At 71.9% G+C, this 20,696-nt stretch carries 16 protein-coding genes; 12 read left to right on the top strand and 4 right to left on the bottom strand.

The features are described 5' to 3' along the window. Nucleotide 1: 1 nt before the first annotated feature. Together J2S44_RS08880 and J2S44_RS08875 are read left to right on the top strand one after the other, a co-directional pair. Nucleotides 2-901 carry an AraC family transcriptional regulator gene (locus tag J2S44_RS08880; RefSeq protein WP_310410606.1) on the top strand — a complete coding sequence of 300 codons (900 nt, stop codon included), beginning with the start codon at nt 2-4 and terminating at the stop codon, nt 899-901. Nucleotides 902-997: 96 nt separating this feature from the next. After that, on the top strand, nt 998-1,804 hold the full coding sequence (locus J2S44_RS08875) for a class I SAM-dependent methyltransferase (protein WP_310410605.1): 807 nt from the start codon (nt 998-1,000) through the stop codon (nt 1,802-1,804). 72 nt (nt 1,805-1,876) lie between these two features. On the opposite strand, the gene J2S44_RS08870 is transcribed toward J2S44_RS08875, so the two are convergent. After that, on the bottom strand, nt 1,877-2,818 hold the full coding sequence (locus J2S44_RS08870; protein ID WP_310410603.1) for a LysR family transcriptional regulator: 942 nt from the start codon (nt 2,816-2,818) through the stop codon (nt 1,877-1,879). Nucleotides 2,819-3,015: 197 nt separating this feature from the next. Between J2S44_RS08870 and J2S44_RS08865 the strand changes: the two genes are divergently transcribed. The 3 genes from J2S44_RS08865 to J2S44_RS08855 are packed head-to-tail and all read left to right on the top strand — an operon-like array spanning nt 3,016 to nt 6,343. Beyond that, a complete protein-coding gene (locus tag J2S44_RS08865; RefSeq protein ID WP_310410601.1) occupies nt 3,016-3,660 on the top strand; it encodes a succinate dehydrogenase cytochrome b subunit in 645 nt (214 codons plus the stop codon). Further along, nucleotides 3,660-5,600 carry a fumarate reductase/succinate dehydrogenase flavoprotein subunit gene (locus tag J2S44_RS08860; RefSeq protein ID WP_310410599.1) on the top strand — a complete coding sequence of 647 codons (1,941 nt, stop codon included), beginning with the start codon at nt 3,660-3,662 and terminating at the stop codon, nt 5,598-5,600. Before J2S44_RS08865 ends, J2S44_RS08860 begins: the two co-directional genes overlap by 1 nt. After that, nucleotides 5,600-6,343 carry a succinate dehydrogenase/fumarate reductase iron-sulfur subunit gene (locus tag J2S44_RS08855; RefSeq protein ID WP_310410597.1) on the top strand — a complete coding sequence of 248 codons (744 nt, stop codon included), beginning with the start codon at nt 5,600-5,602 and terminating at the stop codon, nt 6,341-6,343. Before J2S44_RS08860 ends, J2S44_RS08855 begins: the two co-directional genes overlap by 1 nt. Before the next feature lie 91 nt (nt 6,344-6,434). Here J2S44_RS08855 and yczR read toward each other — a convergent pair whose 3' ends face one another. Beyond that, nucleotides 6,435-7,892 carry a MocR-like transcription factor YczR gene (gene yczR, locus J2S44_RS08850; protein ID WP_310410595.1) on the bottom strand — a complete coding sequence of 486 codons (1,458 nt, stop codon included), beginning with the start codon at nt 7,890-7,892 and terminating at the stop codon, nt 6,435-6,437. A gap of 60 nt (nt 7,893-7,952) precedes the next feature. On the opposite strand from yczR, the gene yczE reads away from it, so the two are divergent. The 4 genes from yczE to J2S44_RS08830 all read left to right on the top strand — a co-directional run bounded on the left by yczE (nt 7,953) and on the right by J2S44_RS08830 (nt 10,833). Beyond that, the gene (gene yczE / locus J2S44_RS08845) at nt 7,953-8,597 is read left to right on the top strand and encodes a membrane protein YczE (protein WP_310410592.1); all 645 of its coding nucleotides are present in this window, start codon (nt 7,953-7,955) and stop codon (nt 8,595-8,597) included. 159 nt (nt 8,598-8,756) lie between these two features. After that, complete coding sequence (locus tag J2S44_RS08840) at nt 8,757-9,179, top strand: hypothetical protein (RefSeq protein WP_310410590.1); 423 nt, start codon at nt 8,757-8,759, stop codon at nt 9,177-9,179. A gap of 207 nt (nt 9,180-9,386) precedes the next feature. Further along, the gene (locus tag J2S44_RS08835; RefSeq protein WP_310410588.1) at nt 9,387-10,220 is read left to right on the top strand and encodes an alpha/beta fold hydrolase; all 834 of its coding nucleotides are present in this window, start codon (nt 9,387-9,389) and stop codon (nt 10,218-10,220) included. Next, entirely contained in the window at nt 10,213-10,833 is a 621-nt protein-coding gene (locus J2S44_RS08830) for a TetR/AcrR family transcriptional regulator (protein ID WP_310410586.1), read from the top strand. Before J2S44_RS08835 ends, J2S44_RS08830 begins: the two co-directional genes overlap by 8 nt. A gap of 1,922 nt (nt 10,834-12,755) precedes the next feature. On the opposite strand, the gene J2S44_RS08825 is transcribed toward J2S44_RS08830, so the two are convergent. Next, on the bottom strand, nt 12,756-14,582 hold the full coding sequence (locus tag J2S44_RS08825; RefSeq protein ID WP_310410584.1) for an AMP-dependent synthetase/ligase: 1,827 nt from the start codon (nt 14,580-14,582) through the stop codon (nt 12,756-12,758). A 275-nt stretch (nt 14,583-14,857) separates the two neighbouring features. Here J2S44_RS08825 and J2S44_RS08820 point away from each other — a divergent pair, with 275 nt between their 5' ends. After that, complete coding sequence (locus J2S44_RS08820) at nt 14,858-16,081, top strand: S8 family peptidase (protein WP_310410582.1); 1,224 nt, start codon at nt 14,858-14,860, stop codon at nt 16,079-16,081. Between the two features lie 99 nt (nt 16,082-16,180). Here the strand turns inward: J2S44_RS08820 and J2S44_RS08815 are convergent, their stop codons facing one another. Beyond that, nucleotides 16,181-16,810: a TIGR03085 family metal-binding protein gene (locus J2S44_RS08815; protein ID WP_310410580.1), complete on the bottom strand. Its 630-nt coding sequence runs from the start codon at nt 16,808-16,810 to the stop codon at nt 16,181-16,183. 206 nt (nt 16,811-17,016) lie between these two features. Here J2S44_RS08815 and J2S44_RS08810 point away from each other — a divergent pair, with 206 nt between their 5' ends. Further along, complete coding sequence (locus J2S44_RS08810; protein WP_310429536.1) at nt 17,017-18,774, top strand: ABC transporter ATP-binding protein; 1,758 nt, start codon at nt 17,017-17,019, stop codon at nt 18,772-18,774. Beyond that, nucleotides 18,767-20,530, top strand: coding sequence for an ABC transporter ATP-binding protein (locus J2S44_RS08805; RefSeq protein WP_310410578.1), 1,764 nt, complete (start codon nt 18,767-18,769; stop codon nt 20,528-20,530). Before J2S44_RS08810 ends, J2S44_RS08805 begins: the two co-directional genes overlap by 8 nt. The last annotated feature ends 166 nt before the right edge of the window (nt 20,531-20,696 follow it).

Below are 20,696 nucleotides of genomic sequence, written 5' to 3'. Positions count from 1 at the left end.
GGTGGACGTCATCACCGACATCGTCGGCACCATGCGCGCGGGCGGCGCGGCCGGCGGGCACCTGTTCCGCCGCTCGGGACCGTGGGGTCTGCGGTTCCCGGCCGTCGACGGTGCCGGCTTCCACGTGGTGCGGCACGGCACCGGCTGGCTGGTCACGGCGGGGCAACGCCCGGTGCCGCTGCGGCCGGGCGACGTCGTCCTCTCCCCGTACGGCGCGGAGCACGGGTTCGCCGACACGCCGCGGCCGGTCGGCGCGCTGCCGGCCGCCGACCCGAACGAGCCCGGTGCGCCCGGCCCGGCCGACTTCGAGCTCGTTTGCGGCGGCTACCTGCTGAACCGGGGGCGGGTGCACCCCTACCTCCGTACGCTGCCCGAGGTCGTGGTGATGCCGGCCCCGGAGTCGCACCGGGACCCCGCGCTGCGCGCGCTCGTGGACCTGGTGGGCGCGGGCGTCCACCGGGACCGGCGCGCCGCCGCCGTGGTCCTGCCCGCGGTCGTCGACCTGCTGCTCGTGCACGGCCTGGAGTGGGCGCGGGAGCGGTCGGCCGCGCCCGGCGTGCCGGCGGTCACGGACGCGGCGATCGCGGCCGTGCTGCGGGCGGTGCACGACGGCCTGGCCACGCCGTGGACGGTCGGGCGGCTCAGTGCCGTCGCCGGGATGCCGCGGGCCGCGTTCGCCAGGCGGTTCGCCGAGCTCGTGGGCGAGCCGCCGATGACCTGGGTGATCCATCAGCGGCTGGGCCACGCCGCCGGGCTGCTGCGCACGACCGGGGAACCGCTCGCGGTCGTCGCCCGGCAGGTCGGCTATGCCGGTGAGTTCGCGTTCGCCGCGGCCTTCCGGCGACGGTTCGGGATCGCACCGGGCCGGTACCGGCAGAACGCGACCGGCCGGGCCGGCTGATCGCGTATGTTCCGGCACCGATCCGGCATGGTCGCGGACCACGGGCGGCGGAAGGGTTGACGCAGCGGACGCGAACCCTTTCGGAGGAGAACGACGATGACGACGGAACAGCCCGACTACGACACCATCGCGCGGGAGTGGGACGAGCGCGAGTATCTCCGGGAGCAGGTCACCGCTGCGATCGTGGAGCGGCTGCCGGAGATACCGGACGGCGCGCTGGTGCTCGACCTGGGATGCGGCACCGGCGAGCCCGGCTTCACGGTGAAGGCGCGTTATCCGGCGGTCCGGCTGCTGGGCGTGGACGTCTCGGAGCCGATGATCGCGCTCGCCCGGTCCAAGGCCCGGCGGCTCGCCGACGTCTCCTTCGAGGCGCGTCCGATGAGCGACACCGGGGCCGGTCCGGCCTCTGTCGACGTGCTCGTCTCCCGCTTCGCCTTCCTCTACGAGGACCACCGGGACGTACGCCCGTCGCTGGCCGAGGCGGCCCGGGTGCTGCGGCCCGGCGGCGCGTTCTCGGTGGCGGTGTGGGACCGGGCCGAGCTGAACACGCTGATCGCACTGCTGCACACCGCGGTCGGCGACCTGCCGGGCGCGGCGGCGTTGCCGGACCCGTTCGCGTACGACGTCCTCGCCGCGCCCGGTCACCGGGCCCGGCTGCTGCGCGAGGCCGGGTTCGCGTCGGTGGCGGAGGCCGCGTTCACGTTCGACTACCGGATCGCGGGGCGGGCGGCGCTCCTCGAGGTGCTGCACACCAGCCCGTACGGGCCATTCGTCGGCGCGCTCGGCCCCGCGGATCAGGCCACGGTCGAGGACCGCGTCATCGCCGGCGCCGCCGGGCACGCGGAACCGGGCGGCGGCTATCGAATCCCGATCACCTGCCGGCTGCTGTGGGGCCGTCGCTGAGGCGACCACACGGATGCGGGAGCCCGCGGGAGCATGCGGGCCGGACCACGCCGGAAGCGGGAAAATCGATCTCTAGGGGTTCGCCGGAGGCGGGGTCTGGATGACCGTGACGCCCGCCGGGAGCGGGCCGGCCGCGATGAAGTCGAGGAGCGTCTCGCGGAGCGCGGTCGCGGCGTGCGGCAGGACCGACTCGCGGCGGCGGGCCAGCGCGATCGTGCGGTGCACGCCCGGCGTGGCCAGCGGGGTGGCGCGCAGCAGCGGGCGGTTGGCCAGGACCATGCCGGGGACCAGGGCGACGCCGAGCCCGGCCTCGACGAAGGCGAGCACCGCGTCCATCTCGCCGCCCTCGACCGCGTAACGCGGGGTGAAGCCGGCCCGGCGGCAGGCCTCGATGGTGGCGGTGCGCAGGTCGTAGCCGACCCGGAACATGACCAGCGGGGTGTCGCGCAGTTCGGCGAGCGCGAGCCGGTCGGAGAGCGTGGGCGGCGGGCCGCTGGCGACGGACGCCACGACCAGCGACTCGCGCAGGATCTGCTCGGTGTGCAGCGCCGGGTCGCTGCCCTGGTCGGGCAGCACGATCAGGGCCAGGTCGAGCGAGTGCGCGATCAGGTCGACGACCAGGTCCTGCGAGCCGCCCTCGTCGACGTGCAGTTCCACCTCGGGATGGTGCTCCCGGAAGTTGCGGAGCACGCCGGGGACGAGCGACGTGCACAGGCTCGGGGTGGCGCCGAGCCGGACCCGGCCGCGCCGCAGGCCGACGATCTCCTGGACCGCGTGCCGGGCCGCGTCCGCGTCCGTGACGATGCGGCGGGCCAACGGCAGCAGCGTCTCGCCGACCGTGGTCAGCCGGACGTTTCCGGGGTGCCGGTCGAACAGCGGGGCGCCGAGTGTTATTTCCAACGTGTGAATCTGCTTACTGAGCGTGGGCTGTGAGACGCCCAACTGGTCAGCCGCATGGGTGAAATGTCGGAGTTCTGCCACTGCGACGAAGTATCGGAGCTGCTGTAGCTGCACTCAGATAGCCTATGTCTATCGAGTTGATCGTTCCCATGCATTGGACGAATTCCGACGCCGTTCCTACGGTCAAGTTTGTGGCGGTAGATACCTCAGCCCCGGCCAAGAAGGCCACGGGGCAGAAGGCCGGTCCCGGGCGCCCCGCAGGCGCCCGCAAGCCGGCAGCCGGGCGCTCGCGCGCCCGCTCCACTGTGGCGTTGAAGATCATCATGGCGGTCAGTGGTGCCGTCCTGGTCCTTTACCTCTTCGCGCACATGGTCGGCAACCTCAAGATCTTCGTGGGTGCGGCGGACTTCGACCACTACGCGCACTGGCTGCGCGAGCTCGGTGCGCCCGTGCTGCCCCACCAGTGGGGACTGTGGATGGTGCGCATCGGCCTGACGGTCGCGGTCATCGCGCACATCGTCTCCGCGACGATGCTGACGATCCGGGCCCGGAAGGCGCGCCCGGTGAAGTACGCGCACCGGCCCAAGGTGCAGGGCAGCTACGCCGCGCGCACGATGCGCTGGGGCGGCGTGATCATCCTGCTCTTCGTGATCTATCACATTCTCGACCTGACCACCGGCACGGTGCACCCGGACTTCGCCGAGGGCGAGGTCTACAACAACGTGGTCGCGGACTTCGCGCCGGAGCGCTGGTACGTGACGCTGTTCTACGTGGTCTCCGTGGTCGCGGTCGGCTTCCACCTGCGGCACGGCATCTGGAGCGCACTGCGCACGCTGGGCCAGCAGTCCGCGCGCGGGCAGCGCGTCGCCCGGGCGGTCGCGCTGGTGATCTCGCTGGTGCTGACCGCAGGCTTCCTCTCCGTACCCTTCGCCGTGACGACCGGGCTGGTGGGCTGATGACCGAGTTCTGGACCCAGGGCGAGCCGATCGCCGACACCGCCGCGCCGGACGGCCCGGTCGAGACCCGCTGGGAGCGGCGGCAGTTCTCCGCCAAGCTGGTCAACCCGGCCAACCGCCGCAAGCTGACCGTGATCGTGGTCGGCACCGGCCTGGCCGGTGGCTCCGCCGCCGCCACGCTCGGCGAGGCCGGCTACCACGTCAAGTCCTACTGCTACCAGGACAGCCCGCGGCGCGCGCACTCGATCGCGGCGCAGGGCGGCATCAACGCGGCCAAGAACTACCGCAACGACGGCGACTCGATCTACCGCCTGTTCTACGACACGGTCAAGGGCGGCGACTTCCGCGCCCGCGAGTCGAACGTGTACCGCCTGGCCCAGGTCAGCGTGAACATCATCGACCAGTGCGTGGCGCAGGGCGTGCCGTTCGCCCGCGAGTACGGCGGCCTGCTCGACAACCGCTCGTTCGGCGGCACCCAGGTGTCCCGCACGTTCTACGCCCGGGGCCAAACCGGTCAGCAGCTGCTGCTCGGCGCGTACCAGGCGCTGGAGCGGCAGATCGCGGCCGGCAACGTGGAGATGCACGAGCGGCACGAGATGCTCGAGCTGATCATCGTGGACGGCAAGGCGCGCGGCATCGTGGTCCGCAACATGGTGACCGGTGAGATCACCACCGAGGTGGCGGACGCGGTCGTGCTCGCCTCCGGCGGTTACGGCAACGTCTTCTTCCTCTCCACCAACGCCAAGGGCTGCAACGTCACCGCGACCTGGCGAGCGCACCGCAAGGGCGCGTACTTCGCGAACCCCTGCTACACGCAGATCCACCCGACCTGCATCCCGGAGTCCGGCTCGCACCAGAGCAAGCTCACGCTGATGTCCGAGTCGCTGCGCAACGACGGCCGGGTCTGGGTGCCGAAGAAGGCCGGTGACCACCGCGAGGCCGCGGACATCCCGGAGGACGAGCGCGACTACTACCTGGAGCGCATCTACCCGGCGTTCGGCAACCTGGTGCCGCGCGACATCGCGTCCCGGGCCGCCAAGAACGTCTGCGACGAGGGCCGTGGCGTCGGCCCCGGCGGGCTCGGCGTCTACCTGGACTTCGCGGACGCGATCAAGCGGCTGGGCCAGCCCGCGGTCGAGGCGAAGTACGGCAACCTGTTCGAGATGTACGCGCGGATCACCGGCGAGGACCCGTACGTCACGCCGATGCGCATCTACCCCGCGGTGCACTACACGATGGGCGGGCTCTGGGTCGACTACGACCTGCAGTCCAACGTCCCCGGCCTGTTCGTGATCGGCGAGGCGAACTTCTCCGACCACGGCGCGAACCGGCTCGGCGCGTCCGCGCTGATGCAGGGCCTGGCGGACGGGTACTTCGTGCTGCCGAACACGCTCGGCAACTACCTGGCGTCCGGGCCGTACGAGAAGATCGGCGCCGACCACCCGGCCGTGGTCGAAGCCCGCCGCGACGTCGAGGAGCGGATCCAGAAGTTCCTCAGCATCAACGGCGACCGGACCGTCGACTCCTTCCACCGTGAGCTCGGCCACATCATGTGGGAGTACTGCGGCATGGAGCGCACCGAGGAGGGCCTGACCAAGGCGATCGGGCTGATCCGGGCGCTGCGCGAGGAGTTCTGGACCCGGGTGAAGGTGCCGGGCAAGGGCGAGGAGCTGAACCAGAACCTGGAGAAGGCCGGCCGCGTCGCCGACTTCTTCGAGCTGGCCGAGCTGATGTGCATCGACGCGCTGCACCGGGCCGAGTCCTGCGGCGGTCACTTCCGGGCGGAGAGCCAGACCGAGGACGGCGAGGCGCTCCGGCACGACGACGAGTTCGCGTACGTCGCGGCCTGGGAGCACGCCGGCTTCGGCTCGGCGCCCACGCTGCACAAGGAAGACCTCAACTTCGAGTACGTCCACCCCACCCAGCGGAGCTACAAGTAATGAACCTCAAGCTGCGCGTCTGGCGTCAGAAGGGCCCCGAGGACAAGGGCCGGATGGTGACGTACGAGGTCACCGACATCTCCCCGGACGCCTCCTTCCTGGAGATGCTCGACGTCCTCAACGAGCGCCTCATCCTCGAGGGCGACGACCCCATCGCGTTCGACCACGACTGCCGTGAGGGCATCTGCGGCATGTGCGGCATGATGATCAACGGCGTGGCGCACGGCCCGGAGCGGGCCACCACCACCTGCCAGCTGCACATGCGTCACTTCAACGACGGTGACTCGATCACCATCGAGCCGTGGCGGGCCGCCGCGTTCCCGGTGATCAAGGACCTGGTGGTCAACCGCGGCGCGTTCGACACGATCATCCAGGCCGGTGGCTACATCACGGCGCCGACCGGCACCGCGCCGGACGCGCACGCCACGCCGGTGCCGAAGGCGGACGCGGACGCCGCGTTCGAGGCCGCCACCTGCATCGGCTGCGGCGCGTGCGTCGCCGCCTGCCCGAACGGCTCCTCCATGCTGTTCACCGCGGCCAAGGTCGCCCACCTGGGCCTGATGCCGCAGGGACAGCCGGAGCGCTCCTCCCGCGTGGTCAGCATGATCGAGGCCCAGGACGAGGCCGGCTTCGGCGGCTGCACCAACGCCGGCGAGTGCACCACGGTCTGCCCGAAGGGCATCCCGCTCAACCTGATCGGCCGGCTCAACGCCGACTACCTCAAGGCCGTCTCCGGCCGCTGACCCCACTCCCACCGCCGCCGAGGGCGGCGCTCCCACCAGATCACACCCTTCCGGGGGTACGGTCGGGAGCGCCGCCCTCAGCCTTCGCGCGTCAGGTGATGACCTCGGGCGTGCGCCAGCGGGAGCCGGTCCGGATGCGGTCCAGGTCGTAGCGGATCTCCGCTATCCGGCGGACCGCCTCGACCAGGTCCTCGGCCGGCAGCGCGAACGGCAGCCGCAGATAGCGCTCCAGCGTCCCGTCCAGCCCGAACCGTGGCCCCGGGGCCAGCCGGACCCCGACGTCCTCCGCCGCGTGGGACAGCGCGCTCGACACCGGGCCGTCCAGTTCCGCCCACAGCGAGACGCCGCCGGACGGCACGACCACGCGCCACTCCGGGAACGTCGAACGGACCGCGGCGACCAGGGCGTCGCGCTGCTCCGCGAGCTGGCGGCGGCGGGCGGTGACGATCTCGTCGCTCTGCCGCAGCAGCTGCACCGCGACCAGCTGGTCGATGACCGGGCTGCCCATGTCCACGCCGACCCGGGCCGCGGCCAGCCGCTGGACCACCGGGGCGGACGCGCGAACCCAGCCGATCCGCAGACCGCCCCAGTACGGCTTGCTCATGCCGCCGATGGTCAGCACCCGCGAGTGCCGGTCGAACGCGGCGACCGGCGGTGGCATCGGCGTGCCGTCCAGCGGAAGCTCCACGAAGGACTCGTCCGAGACCACGTCCGTGCCGGTCGCGTGGGCCACCGAGGCGAGGCGTTCGCGCAGCTCGAGGGGCATCAGCCGACCGGTCGGGTTCTGGAACTCGGGGATCAGGTACGCGAGCTTCGGCCGGGTCTGCCTGAGCGTGCTGAACAGCAGCTCCGAGTCCCAGCCGGCGGCCGGGTCGAGGCCGTGCGTGCCGATCCGGGCGCGGCGGGCGGCCAGCGCGGCCAGCGCGTTCGGATAGGTCGGCGACTCCACCAGTACGCCGGCGCCGACCGCGAGGTGGTGCCGGAGCACGAGGTCCAGCGCCTGCTGCGTACCGCTGGTGATCATGATTTGTTCCGGGCTGGTGGGCAGGCCGCGGGCCCGGAAGCGTTCCGCGACGGCCTCGCGCAGCTCGATGATGCCGGTCGGGTGGTAGCCGGCGTCGCCCAGGTAGCACGGCAGCGCCTCGGCGGCGGCCCGCGCGGCCGGGACCAGCTGCGGCGGTGGCGGGAGCGCGGCGCAGCCGAGGTCGATCATGCCCAGCGTGTCGGTCGGCGTCCACAGGCCGCTGGTGCTGACCCGGTGGCCGGACGGCAGCGTGGTCCAGCTGCCGGCGCCGCGGCGGCTGGCCAGGTGGCCGGTCTCGCGCAGCTCCCGGTAGGCCGCGGTGACCGTGGTGCGGCTGATCGACAGCGCCTCGGCCAGCTCCCGCTCGGCCGGGAGCCGGACGCCCAGCGCGAGCCGCCCGTCGGAGAGCAGACCGCGGACGGCCTGGGCCAGCGCCGCGTACTCCGGGCTGCGCCGGGTGCCGGGCAACGGATGCCATTGGCCGAGCATCCGGGCCAATTGGCTGCCCCGGATCACCACCGACATGAGCCACCTCCGGGAAATTGGACCTTTGATCGCGACGTATTGGCCACCAGAGTGGCACTCATGACCACCGTGAGCAACTCGCTCGGCACGCCACTCGCGCTCCGTGACCGCTTCGGCCGTCGCTTCACCCAGCTCCAGGCGGGCCTCGTGGCGTACGGCGTGAGCATGGCTTTGATGATCGAGTCGCATCTCGGCCTGGACCCGTGGGACGTGTTCCACCAGGGCCTGGCGCTGCGGACCGGGCTCTCGTTCGGCACCGTCACGATCGTGGTCGGCGCGATCGTGCTGCTGCTCTGGATCCCGCTGCGGCAGCGCCCCGGCGTCGGCACGGTCAGCAACGTGATCGTGATCGGCCTGGTCGTCGACCTCGCGCTGGCGCTGCTGCCCACGCCGGCGCCGCTCTGGGTGCGGATCGCGTTCCTGAGCGGTGGCATCGCGCTGAACGCGTTCGCCACCGGCCTCTACATCGGCGCGCGGCTCGGCCCCGGCCCGCGCGACGGCCTGATGACCGGGTACGTGGCGCGCAATCCGCACCGCTCGATCCGCCTGGTCCGTACCGCGGTGGAGGTGACCGTGCTGGCGCTCGGCTGGCTGCTCGGCGGCGCGGTCGGTCTCGGCACGATCGCCTACGCGCTCGCGATCGGCCCGCTCACCCAGTGGTTCCTGCCGCGGCTGATGATCCGGGACACGCCCGCCGGGCAGTGATCAATTCGGAATGATCCAACTGCTTCGATGTCACCCTGGGCTGCCTGAGTGGTCAGGCAGCCCGGAGCGTGTCACCGGTTCGTCGAGGGATCGTCATGTCGATGATCGCCGAGTCACACTTCCTTCACGAGTCTCGGGTGATCAAGGCATCATGTCGTCATGGGGGACGTTGGCTGGAGCTGGACCGACGCGTGGATCTTCGTTGCGGTGGTCATCGCCGACCGCACCGAACGTGACCGCGCCTCGGCCATCGGCCTGCCCGCCGCCGGCGCCACGCTCGCGGACGTCCTCTCCGCCGCCGACTTCCTGCACCGCAGCCTCCCGCAGCGCGCCGAGGTCGAGACCGCGTTGCAGCGGCTCTCCGGCGCCGGCCTGGTCCTGATCGAGGACGACCTCTTCCAGGTGGCCCCCGCGGGTGAACATCTCTGGCGGACCCGGCCGTTCAGCGGCCTCTCCGCCGCCGTCGACACGCTCCAGGCCCAGCTCAACCGCAACAGCGCCCCCGGCGCCCCGGACGCCTGGACGCTCGAGCCGCGCGACTACGCGATCGCGGTCCGCGAGTTCTCCACCCGCGGCCGCTGACGCCCCTCCCGGCCTCCCTCGGCGCGCGGCCCGGTCACGTCCGAAGCCGCGCACTCCTTTTGTTCGACTCGTCGTGGGTCACCATCGAACTCGCCGCGCGCTGCCCGTTTTGTGGGTATTGGCGACCTTGGTCGATCTCCGCTTGACGCGGTTGGCTAATTGCATTAACTTGTAGCTAACGCACTTAGCCATTCTTCGGAGGTAGAGATGACCGAGTTCCTGAACGTCGACGGTGGCACGCTGGCCTACGAGGTGACCGGCGCGAGCGGCCCGCTGATCGTGCTGGCGCACGGCATGGGCGACAGTCGCGCGGCGTACCGTTTCGTCGCTCCTGCCCTGGTCGACGCCGGTTACCGGGTCGCCGTCACGGACCTGCGCGGCACCGGTGAGTCCAGCGCGGAGTGGCCGTCCTACTCGCGCACCGACATCGCCGGCGACCTGATCGCGCTGATCACCCACCTGGGCGGCCCGGCCGTGCTGGTCGGCCACTCCATCTCCGGCGGTGCCGCCACGATCGCCGCCGCCACCACCCCGGCACTGATCACCGCCGTCGTGGAGCTGGCGCCGTTCACCCGCCCGCAGTCGATCGCGTTCGGCGACCTGGGCGTGGCCCGCTTCCGCCGCGGCATGACCGCGCTGCTCGGCGCCGGCCTGTTCGGCAGCGTCGGCCAGTGGAAGAAATACCTGGACATCGCCCACCCGGGTCGCAAGCCGGCCGACTGGGACGCGCGCCTGGCCGAGATCGAGGCGATGCTGCGCCAGCCCGGCCGGATGAAGGCGCTGCAGAAGATGGGCCAGACCACGCCCGCCGACGCCGGCGCCCAGCTCGCCAACGTCCGCTGCCCGGTGCTGGTCGTGCAGGGCACGCTCGACCCCGACTGGGCCTCGCCGCGCGCCGAGGGTGAGGCGATCGTGGCCGCGCTCCCCGCCGGCCTCGGGCGTCTTGAGATGATCGAGGGCGCGGGCCACTACCCGCACGTCCAGTACCCGGCAGAGGTGGTCACCGCGATGCTGTCCTTCCTGAGCACGGCCCGTGCCTAGGGCCGGGCTGGACCGTGCCACGGTCGTCGCGGCCGGCGCCGCCCTCGCCGACGAGGTCGGCCTGGCCGGCCTCACCATGGGCCTGCTGGCCGAGCGGCTCGGCGTGCGCACCCCCTCGCTCTACAAGCACGTCGAGAACCTGGAGGCGCTGCACCGCGGCATCTCCATCCAGGCCAAGGCCGAGCTCGGGCAGGCACTCGCCCGGGCGACCGCCGGCCGGTCCGGCGCCGACGCGGGCCGCGCGTTCGCCGACGCGTGGCGCCGCTGGGCCCTCGACCACCCCGGCCGGTACGCAGCCGGCGACCGCCTGCCCGCCCCCGGCGACGAGGAGAACCTCCGCGTCACCAACGACCTCCTGCAACTGCTCTACGACGTGCTGGCCGGCTTCGACCTGCACGGCGCCCGCGCAGTCGACGCGGCCCGCGCGTTCCGGGCCGCACTCCAGGGCTTCACCGCCATCGAGACCGCCGGCGGCTTCGGCCTCCCCAGCGACGTCGACCGCAGCTTCCGCTTCCTCATCGACACGGTCATCGCCGGCTTACAGACCCCACACCCCTCCCTCCCACCCGACGACGCCCAGCCCACCCCCCAGTTCCACCCCACCGCCAGCTGACCGACGCTTCGGCTTTGGCCGCCCTACCCACCGTCTGGCTGGCGCCTCGGTCCCATCTGATCGCCGGTTGGCTGACGCTTCGCTCCCACCCGACCGCAGGCCGGCTGACGCTTGGGTCCCACCGATCGCCAGCTGATTTACGCTTCATCCCGTCCGACCGCGGGCTGACTGACGCTGAGGGCCACCCGACCACGGGGTGGCGGGCGCTTGGGTCCCTCCGATCGCCAGCCGAATTACGCTTCGTCCCACCCGACCACCAGCTGGGCGAGTGTTTCGCTTCCGCCCGGTCTCCGGCTGGTCGACGGCTTCGCTTCCGCCGGGTCGCGCCGGCTGGGGGCGCTTCGGCTGCATCCGCTCCCGGGCCGGCCCGGAGCCGCCGGTTCGTGTCGGCCGGCGATTCACCCGATCACCGTCTCGGCCGGCAGCATTGCCCTGATCAACTCCCTGATCAGCGGTTGACCGCTGCTGTCGCCGGTCGGTTCGGCCGGCGGCTCGTCCGGTCGGCGGCTGGCCGGAGCTGCTCGCGGTCGGCTGCATAGCCTGCCCGATGACGTTCGCCGGTTCATCGGTTCCGTGATTCCCTCACGCCGGCTCCCGGCTCCCGGCTCCCGGCTCCCGGCTCCCGGCTCCCGGCTCTCGGCTTTCAGCCCTGGTCACGCACAAACTTCGTGTCTCGCCCGATATGCCGAATGTCCGGCAAGCGCCCGACCGTCGACGGACCGAGCCCATCACGCCTTGCGACCCGCGTCCGCCCCCGCTCCGCACCCAACCCGCGGGATGGATCATTGACCGATACGAAAGGTAGATCAAATATCGAAGTTGACCTACTTTTTGTATCGGTCAATGATCGTTGGGCGCTGGTGGCCCGTGGTGGGCGGCAAGCGATCCGGACTCCGCTGGTGAGCTACCGAGCAGTTGGCGCTTATAACGCGAAATTTCGGGCGCGAAGCGCCCGGCTCCGGTTGGCGACACGCACCGGGCAGTCGACCGGCCCGCAGCCCCGCGCGGCTCCTGGGTTCGCTGCCGCCCGGCCGAGTTCGACGCGTGCGGTTGCGGAGGTGGCCGGACGAGGCGCCGACCGTGTGAGTGATCTCCGTCAACCGCGATTTCGGGACAGGTCGCGGACCGGTCTCGGGTGGACCGGTCTCGGGTGGACCGGTCTCGGGCGGACCGGTCTCGGGCGGACCGGTCCCCGCTGGGTGGGCCGCAATGGTTCCGGTGGGTGGGCCGCAGATCGAGCCGGAGGGGTAAGGCTCGCCGTCACCACCGGTCGTCGAGTTCGGGGATGCGGCGGCGGAGTGTGCGGGCGCCGAGCCGGGGTGGGACGTGGATGACGATGTGCAGAATGCGGCGCAGCTCGACCGAGTCGGGGCAGCAGGCGAGGACGCCGCAGCCGTATGCCGGGTCGAACAGCCGGTGATGGGGGTTGCGCAGGGAGCGGGGCCATGCGTCGAGGGCCTCACGTGCCGCGCCGGGCCACGGCCGGCTTCCTTCGAGTGGGGCGGTCGCGGCGCGGCCGCGTGGGCTCGGCCGGGAATGCCGGAGACGTGCTGGTCAAGGCGGTGGTGTGCGGTGGCGCGTACTCGCGCCGGTGGCTTACGCGTCATCGCCCTTTCTGGTGCTCGTCACGGTGGCCATGGGCGCGTGGAGCTGATCTCGTGCGGTCCCGGGCGCCGGTGGCCGGCGGGGGCCCATGCGTCGCGGAGCATGGCGAACACCACGTCGCAGCGGCGGCGAGCCAGACGGATCAAGGTGGCGTTGCGACGTGTGTCTCGAGCTCTCGCGGTCGTAGCAGGCGCGCTGGGACCGGGGCGATGGGACCGGGGCGATGGCCACCTCGGCGGTGACCCGGTCGCGCCGTCGCAGCGCGTCGTGCGGGACGGGCCCGGTCCGGCCTCGGGGCCGGACCGGGTCGGGGGTGGTCAGAGGTGGGCCAGGGAGCCCTCGTACATGGTTTCGATCTCGTCGGAGAAGTTGGCCTCGACGACGCGACGCTTGATCTTCAGGGACGGGGTCATCTCGCCGTCCTCGATGGTCAGGTCGCGGTGCAGGATCGTGTACTTCTTGATGGTCTCCCAGCGGTTGAGCTGGTCGTTGAGCTGGCGGACGTAGTCGTCGACCATGGCCTTGACCTCGGGGGAGGCGGCGATGTCGGCGTACGGCTTGCCGGCGTGCGGGCCACCGGCGGCCCACGCGGTGATGGCGTCCGGGTCGAGGGCGATCAGCATGGTGCAGAAGTTGCGGGACTGGCCGATCACCACGACCTGTGAGGTGTAGGGGCAGATGGCCTTGAACATGCCCTCGATGTGCGACGGCGCGACGTACTTGCCGCCGGACGTCTTGACCAGGTCCTTCTTGCGGTCGGTGATCTTCAGGAAGCCGTCCGCGTCGAGTTCGCCGATGTCGCCGGTGCGGAAGAAGCCGTCCTCGGTGAACGCGGCGGCCGTCTCCTCCGGGAGGTTGTGGTAGCCGCGCATCACGGGGGTGCCGCGCAGCAGCACCTCGCCGTCGGAGTCGATGCGGCACTCCAGGTCGCCGAGCGCCTTGCCGACCGTGCCGATCTTGACCTTTTCCGGCCGGTTGACGAAGTTGGCGGCGCTGGACTCGGTGAGGCCGTAGCCCTCCAGGATCGGCAGGTTCGCGGCCGCGAAGAACTCGGCGATCTGCGGGCTGAGCGCGGCGGAGCCGGAGACCAGCGCGCGCATGCGGCCGCCGAGCCGGGCCTGGAGCTTGCTGAAGACCAGCCGTTCCGCGACCGCGTACTTGGCGCGCAGCGTGGCCGGCACCGCCATGCCGGTCTGCTCGTGCGCCACCTTCTCCTTGCCGACCGAGACGGCCCAGGTGAAGATCTTCGCCTTCAGTCCGCCGGCACCGGTGCCGTTGGTGACGGCCTTGTTGTAGACCTTCTCGTAGACCCGGGGCGCGGAGCACATCAGCGTCGGGCGGATCACCGCGAGCATGTCGATCAGCTTGTCGACCCGGCCGTCCACGTAGGTGGGCACGCCGACGTGGATGATGCCGCAGATCAGCGACTTGCCGAACGAGTGGGACAGCGGCAGCCAGAGGTACTGCAGGTCGGTCTCGAGCAGCAGGCCGAGCTGCGCCTGCGCCACGCCCTCCCAGGTCCAGCCGCGGTGCAGCAGCTCCACGCCCTTGGGTCGGCCGGTGGTGCCGGACGTGTAGATCAGCGTGGCCAGGTGTTCCGGCGCGATGTTCGCGACCACGCGCTCGATCAGCGACGGGTCCGCGGCCAGCGTGGCCCGGCCCGTCGCCTCCAGGTCGGCGAGCGTGAGCTGCGGTACGGCCGCGGCCGCGTCCGGCTCGCCGTCGATCAGGACGACGTGGGTGAGCGCGGGCAGGTCGGCACCGATGATCTTGCGGGCCTGCTCCGGGTTCTCCGCGATCAGCACCTTGGAGCCGGAGTCGCCGACGATGAACGCGGCGTCGGCCGGCTCCGTGGTGGGGTAGACCGTGGTGGTGGCGCCGCCGGCGAGCATCACGCCGAGGTCGGCGAGCACCCACTCGAGGCGGGTGGTGGAGAGGATCGCGACCCGGTCCTCGCCGCCGATGCCGAGCGCCCGCACGCCGGCCGCGATCGCGGAGGTCCGCTCGCCGACCTGCGCCCAGCTCAGCCAGACCGGGCCGGAATCGTCCGCGCTCGGATGGGCGAACGCGTGCCGGTCGGGCGTCTTCGCCACCCGCTGGAGCAACATGTCCGCAATTGACCGGTAAGGAACGTCAAGGGTCATATGGGCCGCCTCAGGTGGGTATGTGAACGTGACCGGCGTCTCGTAAATTCTGTGTTACCGAAGGGTATGGCCGGGGCGCTGTTTCGTCGAGACCCGAATCGGCACAGCTTGGAAGCCATGTGCAGGGCGACGGCCGATCGGCATCGACACCCTCCGAGGTAACACCCAGTTCAGACGATATGACCGGAGCGAGATGGGAGGACTGCCCGATTCGCTCCCTACGATCTGCGCACCGACTCCGATCACCGATCGGTGCCGATCTCTGGGAGGACTCCATGACGACCCCCCGCACCCCCGGCCGTACCCTCGCGGCTCTGGGCCTGTTCGCCGCGGTCGCGGCCGTCTCGCTGACCGCGGGCAGCCCGGCCAGCGCGGCCCCGAAGGGCGAGGTCCGGTACGCCGGCGCCGAAGCCGCGATCGACGGCAGCTACCTGGTGGTGTTCAAGGACACCGCGGCCGGTGCGCCCGGCACCGCGAAGGCCCGGGCCTCCGTGCCCGGCACCGCGAAGAGCCTGGCCGCGGCGTACGGCGCCGACGTGAAGCAGACCTGGTCCGGCGCGGTGAGCGGCTTCCACGCCGGCATGTCCGCGGCCGAGGCGCAGCGGCTCGCGGCGAACCCGGCGGTCGCCTACGTCGAGCAGGACCAGCGGTTCTCGACCGAGGCCACCCAGACGAACGCGACCTGGGGCATCGACCGGATCGACCAGCGGGCGCGGCCGCTGTCGACCACGTACACCTACCCGAACACGGCGAGCAACGTGCGGGCGTACGTGCTGGACACCGGCATCCTGACCACGCACTCGCAGTTCGGCGGGCGCGCGGTCAGCGGGTACGACTTCGTCAGCAACGACAGCAACGCCACCGACTGCAACGGGCACGGCACGCACGTCGCCGGCACGATCGGCGGCTCCACGTACGGCGTGGCCAAGGCCGTGCAGCTGGTCGCGGTGCGGGTGCTGGACTGCTCCGGCGGCGGCACCACCACCGGCGTGGTCAACGGCATCAACTGGGTGCGCACCAACGCGGTCAAGCCGGCGGTGGCGAACATGAGCCTCGGCGGCGGCGTCAGCACCACGCTGGACAACGCGGTCAACTCGGCCATCTCGGCCGGCATCACGTTCAGCCTCGCGGCCGGCAACAGCAACGCGAACGCGTGCAACTCCTCGCCGGCCCGGGTCGCCGCCGGCATCACGGTCGGCGCCACCACGAACACGGACGCGCGCGCGTCGTACTCGAACTACGGTACCTGCCTGGACATCTTCGCGCCGGGCTCGTCGATCACGTCGGCCTGGTACACCAGCACCTCGGCCACCAGCACGATCAGCGGTACGTCGATGGCGGCGCCGCACGTGGCCGGCGCGGCCGCGCTGGTGCTGTCGGCCAACCCCGCCTACACCCCGGCGCAGGTGCGCGACTACCTGGTCAACAACTCCACGCCGAACGTGGTGACCAGCCCCGGCACCGGCTCCCCGAACCGCCTGCTCTACGTGGTCAACTGACCGTCTCCGCACCGAGGGGCCCGTGGCGCGCACCCGCGCCGCGGGCCTCAGGGCGTGAACGAGGCCGCGGGCCTCAGGGCGTGAACGAGGCCGCGGGCCTCAGAGCGTGAACGAGCCGGTGCGCAGCCGGTCGGCCAGCGCGGCCGGGCCGTCGATCTGCACCCGGGCGGCCCGCTGCCGGCCCGAGATGAACAGCACCAGCTCGCCGGGAGAGCCGATCAGGCGCACCGGCTCACCGCCCGCGCCGCCGGTGAACTCACCGTGGCCGGGCGCGACCACGGTCAGCGCGGCCGGGAACCGCCGCAGCGCCAGCCGGCTGAAGAAGCGGGCGTTGCTCCACAGCTTCGCGTCCAGCTCCGGGTCGAGCGTGCGGGGCTGCCAGCCGGGCGCGCCGCGCCGGACGTCCTCGTGGTGGATGAAGAACTCGCCGGTGTTCGCGGCCGGGTCGGCCACCGGGTTGCTCGTCGGGCTCCACCACGGCGCCGTCCGCACCCGCGCGACCAGCTCCGGATAGGGCAGCGCGGCGGTCCGCAGCCGGACGCGCTCACCGTACCCGTGCAGGGGTTTGATGAAGTTGCCCATCGAGGCGAGCGGTGCGCGGTCCCGGACGACCAGGTGGGCGGCGAGGTCCCGGGCCGTCCAGCCGGTGCAGAGCGTGGGGGCGTCCGGGCCGACGTCGAGCAGAAGATCGGCTAGCGCCGTTCGTTCGGTCAGCGAATGACGCGTCATGCGAACGATCCTAGAGCCGAATGCCTGTGAACCGCATTACAGAGGGGCGGTCGGTGGGCACAGCGAGTGCAGGAGTAAACATTGGTAAGGGATTGAAACGGTTGTAACGCTTACCGGCCGGTGGGCCGCGACGAGCGCGACCGGGGCGGGGGAGCAACGGGGTGAGTGTCACCAGCACAGCGGACATGACCAGGACCGGCGGCGCGGTGCTGCGGCGTGGCCTGGGCATTCTCGGGCAGGGCATCGCGGCCGAGCCGAGACTGTTCTCGATCTCGGTGGCCGGCAGCGTGCTGCACGGCGCGCTGCTGGTCGGCAACGCGTTCGTGATCGGCGAGATCGTCGGTCGCGTCGTCACGCCCGCGTTCGCGGAGGACCGGATCAACACCGCCGCGCTCGCGCTGGCCGCGGCCGTGCTGCTGGCCATCAGCGGACTGCGGGTCGCGGCCATGTTCGCCCGCCGGCTCGCGGCCGGCGCCATGATGTTCCGGCTCCAGGCCGGATACCGCGAACGGATCACCCGCCGCTACCTGGAGCTGCCGCTGGCCTGGCACCAGCGCAACTCGGCCGGCTCGCTGCTGTCCACCGCCACCTCCGACGTGGAGGCCGCGGTCCAGCCGTTCGCGCCGCTCCCGCTCGCGGTCGGCACGGTGGTGATGCTGGTCGGCGCGCTGGGCAGCGTGCTCTGGACCGACTGGGTGCTCGGCCTGGTCGGCCTGGTGCTGGTCCCGTCGCTGTTCGCGCTGAACATCTTCTACTCCCGGCGGATGTCGCCGCTGCAGATGCGCGCGCAGCGGCTGCGGGCCGGCGTCGCCGAGATCGCGCACGAGAGCTTCGACGGCGCGCTCGTCATCAAGACCATGGGCAAGGAGGCGGCGGAGACCGCGCGCTTCGCCGCGAAGGTCGGTGAGCTGCGCGACGGGCTGATCCGCGTCGGGCGGCTGCGCGGGCTCTTCGACCCGGTGATGGACACGCTGCCCAGCGTCGGCACGGTCGCGGTGCTGCTGCTCGGCACCTGGCGGCTCAGCTCCGGCGCGATCACGGTGTCCCAGCTGGTCAGCGTCGCGTTCCTGTTCACCGTGCTGGCGTTCCCGCTGCGCGCGATCGCGTGGCTGGTCGGCGACATGCCGCGCGGCGTCGCCGGCTACGACCGGGTGCACGCGGTGCTCGCGGCCGAGGGCTCCACCCGCTACGGCACCGAGGATCTCGACCGGGCGGTCCCGGCCACGCTGGACTTCGAGGACGTCGGGTTCCGCTACGTCGACGGCGAGCCGGTGCTGCGCGACGTCTCGCTGACGGTCCCGCGGGGGAAGACGGTCGCGCTGGTCGGGCCGACCGGCTCCGGCAAGTCCACGATCGCGTCGCTGGCCGTCCGGCTCGTCGACCCGGACTCCGGCACGGTCCGGCTGGACGGCGCCGACCTGCGCACGCTCACCGCCGAGGCGCTCGCGCGCAGTGTCGCGCTGGTCCCGCAGCTGCCGTTCGTGTTCGACGACACGATCCGGGCCAACATCGCGCTGGACCGGCCGGCCGCGGACGACGCCGAGGTCTGGGCCGCGCTGCGGCTCGCCCAGATCGACTCGTTCGTCGCCGGGCTGCCCGAGTCGCTGGGCACCGAGGTCGGCGAGCGCGGCACGTCGCTCTCCGGCGGGCAGCGGCAGCGGATCACGCTGGCCCGCGCGCTGGCCGGCAAGCCCCGGCTGCTGATCCTGGACGACGCCACCAGCGCGGTCGACCCGCGGGTGGAGGCGGCCATCCTCGGCGCGCTGCGCTCCGCCGCCGGCGAGGGCGCGAGCATCCTGGTCGTCGCGTACCGGCGGGCCACAATCGCGCTCGCCGACGAGGTCGTCTACCTGGAGAGCGGCCGCGTCGTGGCGCGCGGCACGCACACCGAACTGCTGGCCACCGTGCCCGGCTACAAGGACCTGGTCACCGCGTACGAGAAGGCGGAAGCGCTCGATGACTGACAAAGCAGGCGCGTTCGCCACGTTCAAACGCGGGCTGGCGCTGTCGCCGGAGCTGCGCGCCGGGCTGGCCGGCACGCTCGCGCTCGCGCTGGTGTCGATGATCGGCCGGGTCGCCGCGCCGATCGCGATCCAGCAGGGCATCGACCGGGGCATCACCGCGCCCGGCGGACCGCACGTCGGGACCGTCGCGATCATCGCCGGTACCACGCTGGCGGTGCTGGTGGTCACCACGGCCAGCGGTTACTGGATGATGCGCCGGCTGTTCACGGTCAGCGAGACCGCGCTGGCCGGGCTGCGGGTGCGCACGTTCCGGCACGTGCACGACCTGTCCATGCTGCACCAGCAGTCCGAGCGGCGTGGCTCGCTGGTCTCCCGGGTGACCAGCGACGTCGACCAGATCACCACGTTCCTGCAGATGGGCGGCGTGCAGCTGATCGTCAGCGGCGGCCAGCTGATCGTCACCACCGTGGTGATGACGATCTACTCGTGGCAGCTCACGCTCGTGGTGTTCGCCGCGTTCGTGCCGGCCGTGATCGTGATCCGGGCCTACCAGAAGCGGCTCGCGGTGGCGTACGGCGAGGTCCGCGCGCGGATGGCCGCGATGCTGGCCGTGGTGTCGGAGAGCGTGGTCGGCGCCGCGGTGATCCGGGCGTACGGCATCTCCGGCCGCACCGAGGCCCGGCTCGACAAGGCCATCGGCGACGTGCGCACCCGCCAGCAGTACGCGATGCGCACCAGCGTCACCAGCTTCTCCACCGGCGAGGTCGCGACCGGGCTGGCGCTGGCCGGCGTGGTCTGCGCGGGCGTGGCGCTCGGTGTCGGCGGCGACGTGACGATCGGCCAGCTCACCGCGTACCTGTTCCTGGTCACGCTGTTCATCCAGCCGGTGCAGATGGCGACCGAGATGCTCAACGAGGCGCAGAACGCGATCGCGGGCTGGCGCCGGGTGCTGGACGTGCTGGACATCGAGCCGGACGTGGCCGACCCGGGCACGCGGGGCGTCGAGCTGCCGGCCGGGCCGCTGGACGTGGGCTTCGACGCGGTCAACTTCCACTACCCGGACGGGCCGCGGGTGCTCACCGACGTGCGGGTGGAGATCGCGGCGAAGACCAAGGTGGCGGTGGTCGGCGAGACCGGCAGCGGCAAGACCACGTTCGCGAAGCTGCTGACCCGGCTGATGGACCCGACGGCGGGACGGGTGCTGCTGTCCGGCACGCCGCTGACCACGGTCCGGTTCGACTCGCTGCGGTCCCGGGTGGTGATGGTGCCGCAGGACGGGTTCCTGTTCGACGCCACGATCGCGGAGAACGTCCGGTTCGCCCGGCCGTCGCTGACCGACGCCGAACTGGTGTCCGCGTTCGCGGAGCTGGGGCTGGCCGACTGGCTGGGCGCGCTGCCGGCCGGGATCGAGACCCGGGTCGGCGAGCGCGGCGAGGCGCTGAGCGTGGGGGAGCGGCAGCTGGTGGCGCTGGCCCGGGCGTACGTCGCCGACCCGGACCTGCTGGTGCTGGACGAGGCGACGTCCGCGGTCGACCCGGCCACCGAGGTACGGTTGCAGGCCGCGCTGGACACCGTGACGCGCGGCCGGACCACGATCGCGATCGCGCACCGGCTGTCCACCGCGCAGGCCGCGGACGAGGTGCTGGTCTTCGACGCGGGCCGGATCGTGCAGCGCGGCCACCACGACGAACTGCTCAAGGACCCCGATTCGGTGTACGGCCGGCTGTACGCGAGCTGGCTCGAGCAGACGCGCTGACCCGGTTCTTCCCGGCCCGCGCGGGACGTGCAGGGAGGCCCCCCGGGCCGACCGTCGCCCGCGGGAGCACTCGGAGGGTGACCACCCGGGAAGCGGGAAAGGATTCTGAAAAGCACTTCGCCGGCCGCGGGGCCTGAAGCCGCGGCCGGCGAAGTGTGTCCCTGTG

It is taken from the genome of Catenuloplanes niger (assembly GCF_031458255.1).
GTDB classification, from domain to species: domain Bacteria; phylum Actinomycetota; class Actinomycetes; order Mycobacteriales; family Micromonosporaceae; genus Catenuloplanes; species Catenuloplanes niger.
The sequence above is the reverse complement of the archived record's forward strand: the minus strand, read 5'-3'. Positions and strand labels throughout refer to the sequence as shown.

Excerpts from the sequence above, each read along its gene's own strand:
- J2S44_RS08860 (WP_310410599.1), top strand. The coding sequence starts at position 3,660 with ATGACCGAGTTCTGGACCCAGGGCGAGCCGATCGCCGACACCGCCGCG.
- J2S44_RS08825 (WP_310410584.1), bottom strand. The coding sequence starts at position 14,582 with ATGACCCTTGACGTTCCTTACCGGTCAATTGCGGACATGTTGCTCCAG.
- yczE (WP_310410592.1), top strand. The coding sequence starts at position 7,953 with ATGACCACCGTGAGCAACTCGCTCGGCACGCCACTCGCGCTCCGTGAC.
- J2S44_RS08855 (WP_310410597.1), top strand. The coding sequence starts at position 5,600 with ATGAACCTCAAGCTGCGCGTCTGGCGTCAGAAGGGCCCCGAGGACAAG.
- J2S44_RS08805 (WP_310410578.1), top strand. The coding sequence starts at position 18,767 with ATGACTGACAAAGCAGGCGCGTTCGCCACGTTCAAACGCGGGCTGGCG.
- J2S44_RS08840 (WP_310410590.1), top strand. The coding sequence starts at position 8,757 with ATGGGGGACGTTGGCTGGAGCTGGACCGACGCGTGGATCTTCGTTGCG.
- J2S44_RS08875 (WP_310410605.1), top strand. The coding sequence starts at position 998 with ATGACGACGGAACAGCCCGACTACGACACCATCGCGCGGGAGTGGGAC.
- J2S44_RS08815 (WP_310410580.1), bottom strand. The coding sequence starts at position 16,810 with ATGACGCGTCATTCGCTGACCGAACGAACGGCGCTAGCCGATCTTCTG.
- J2S44_RS08820 (WP_310410582.1), top strand. The coding sequence starts at position 14,858 with ATGACGACCCCCCGCACCCCCGGCCGTACCCTCGCGGCTCTGGGCCTG.
- J2S44_RS08835 (WP_310410588.1), top strand. The coding sequence starts at position 9,387 with ATGACCGAGTTCCTGAACGTCGACGGTGGCACGCTGGCCTACGAGGTG.
- yczR (WP_310410595.1), bottom strand. The coding sequence starts at position 7,892 with ATGTCGGTGGTGATCCGGGGCAGCCAATTGGCCCGGATGCTCGGCCAA.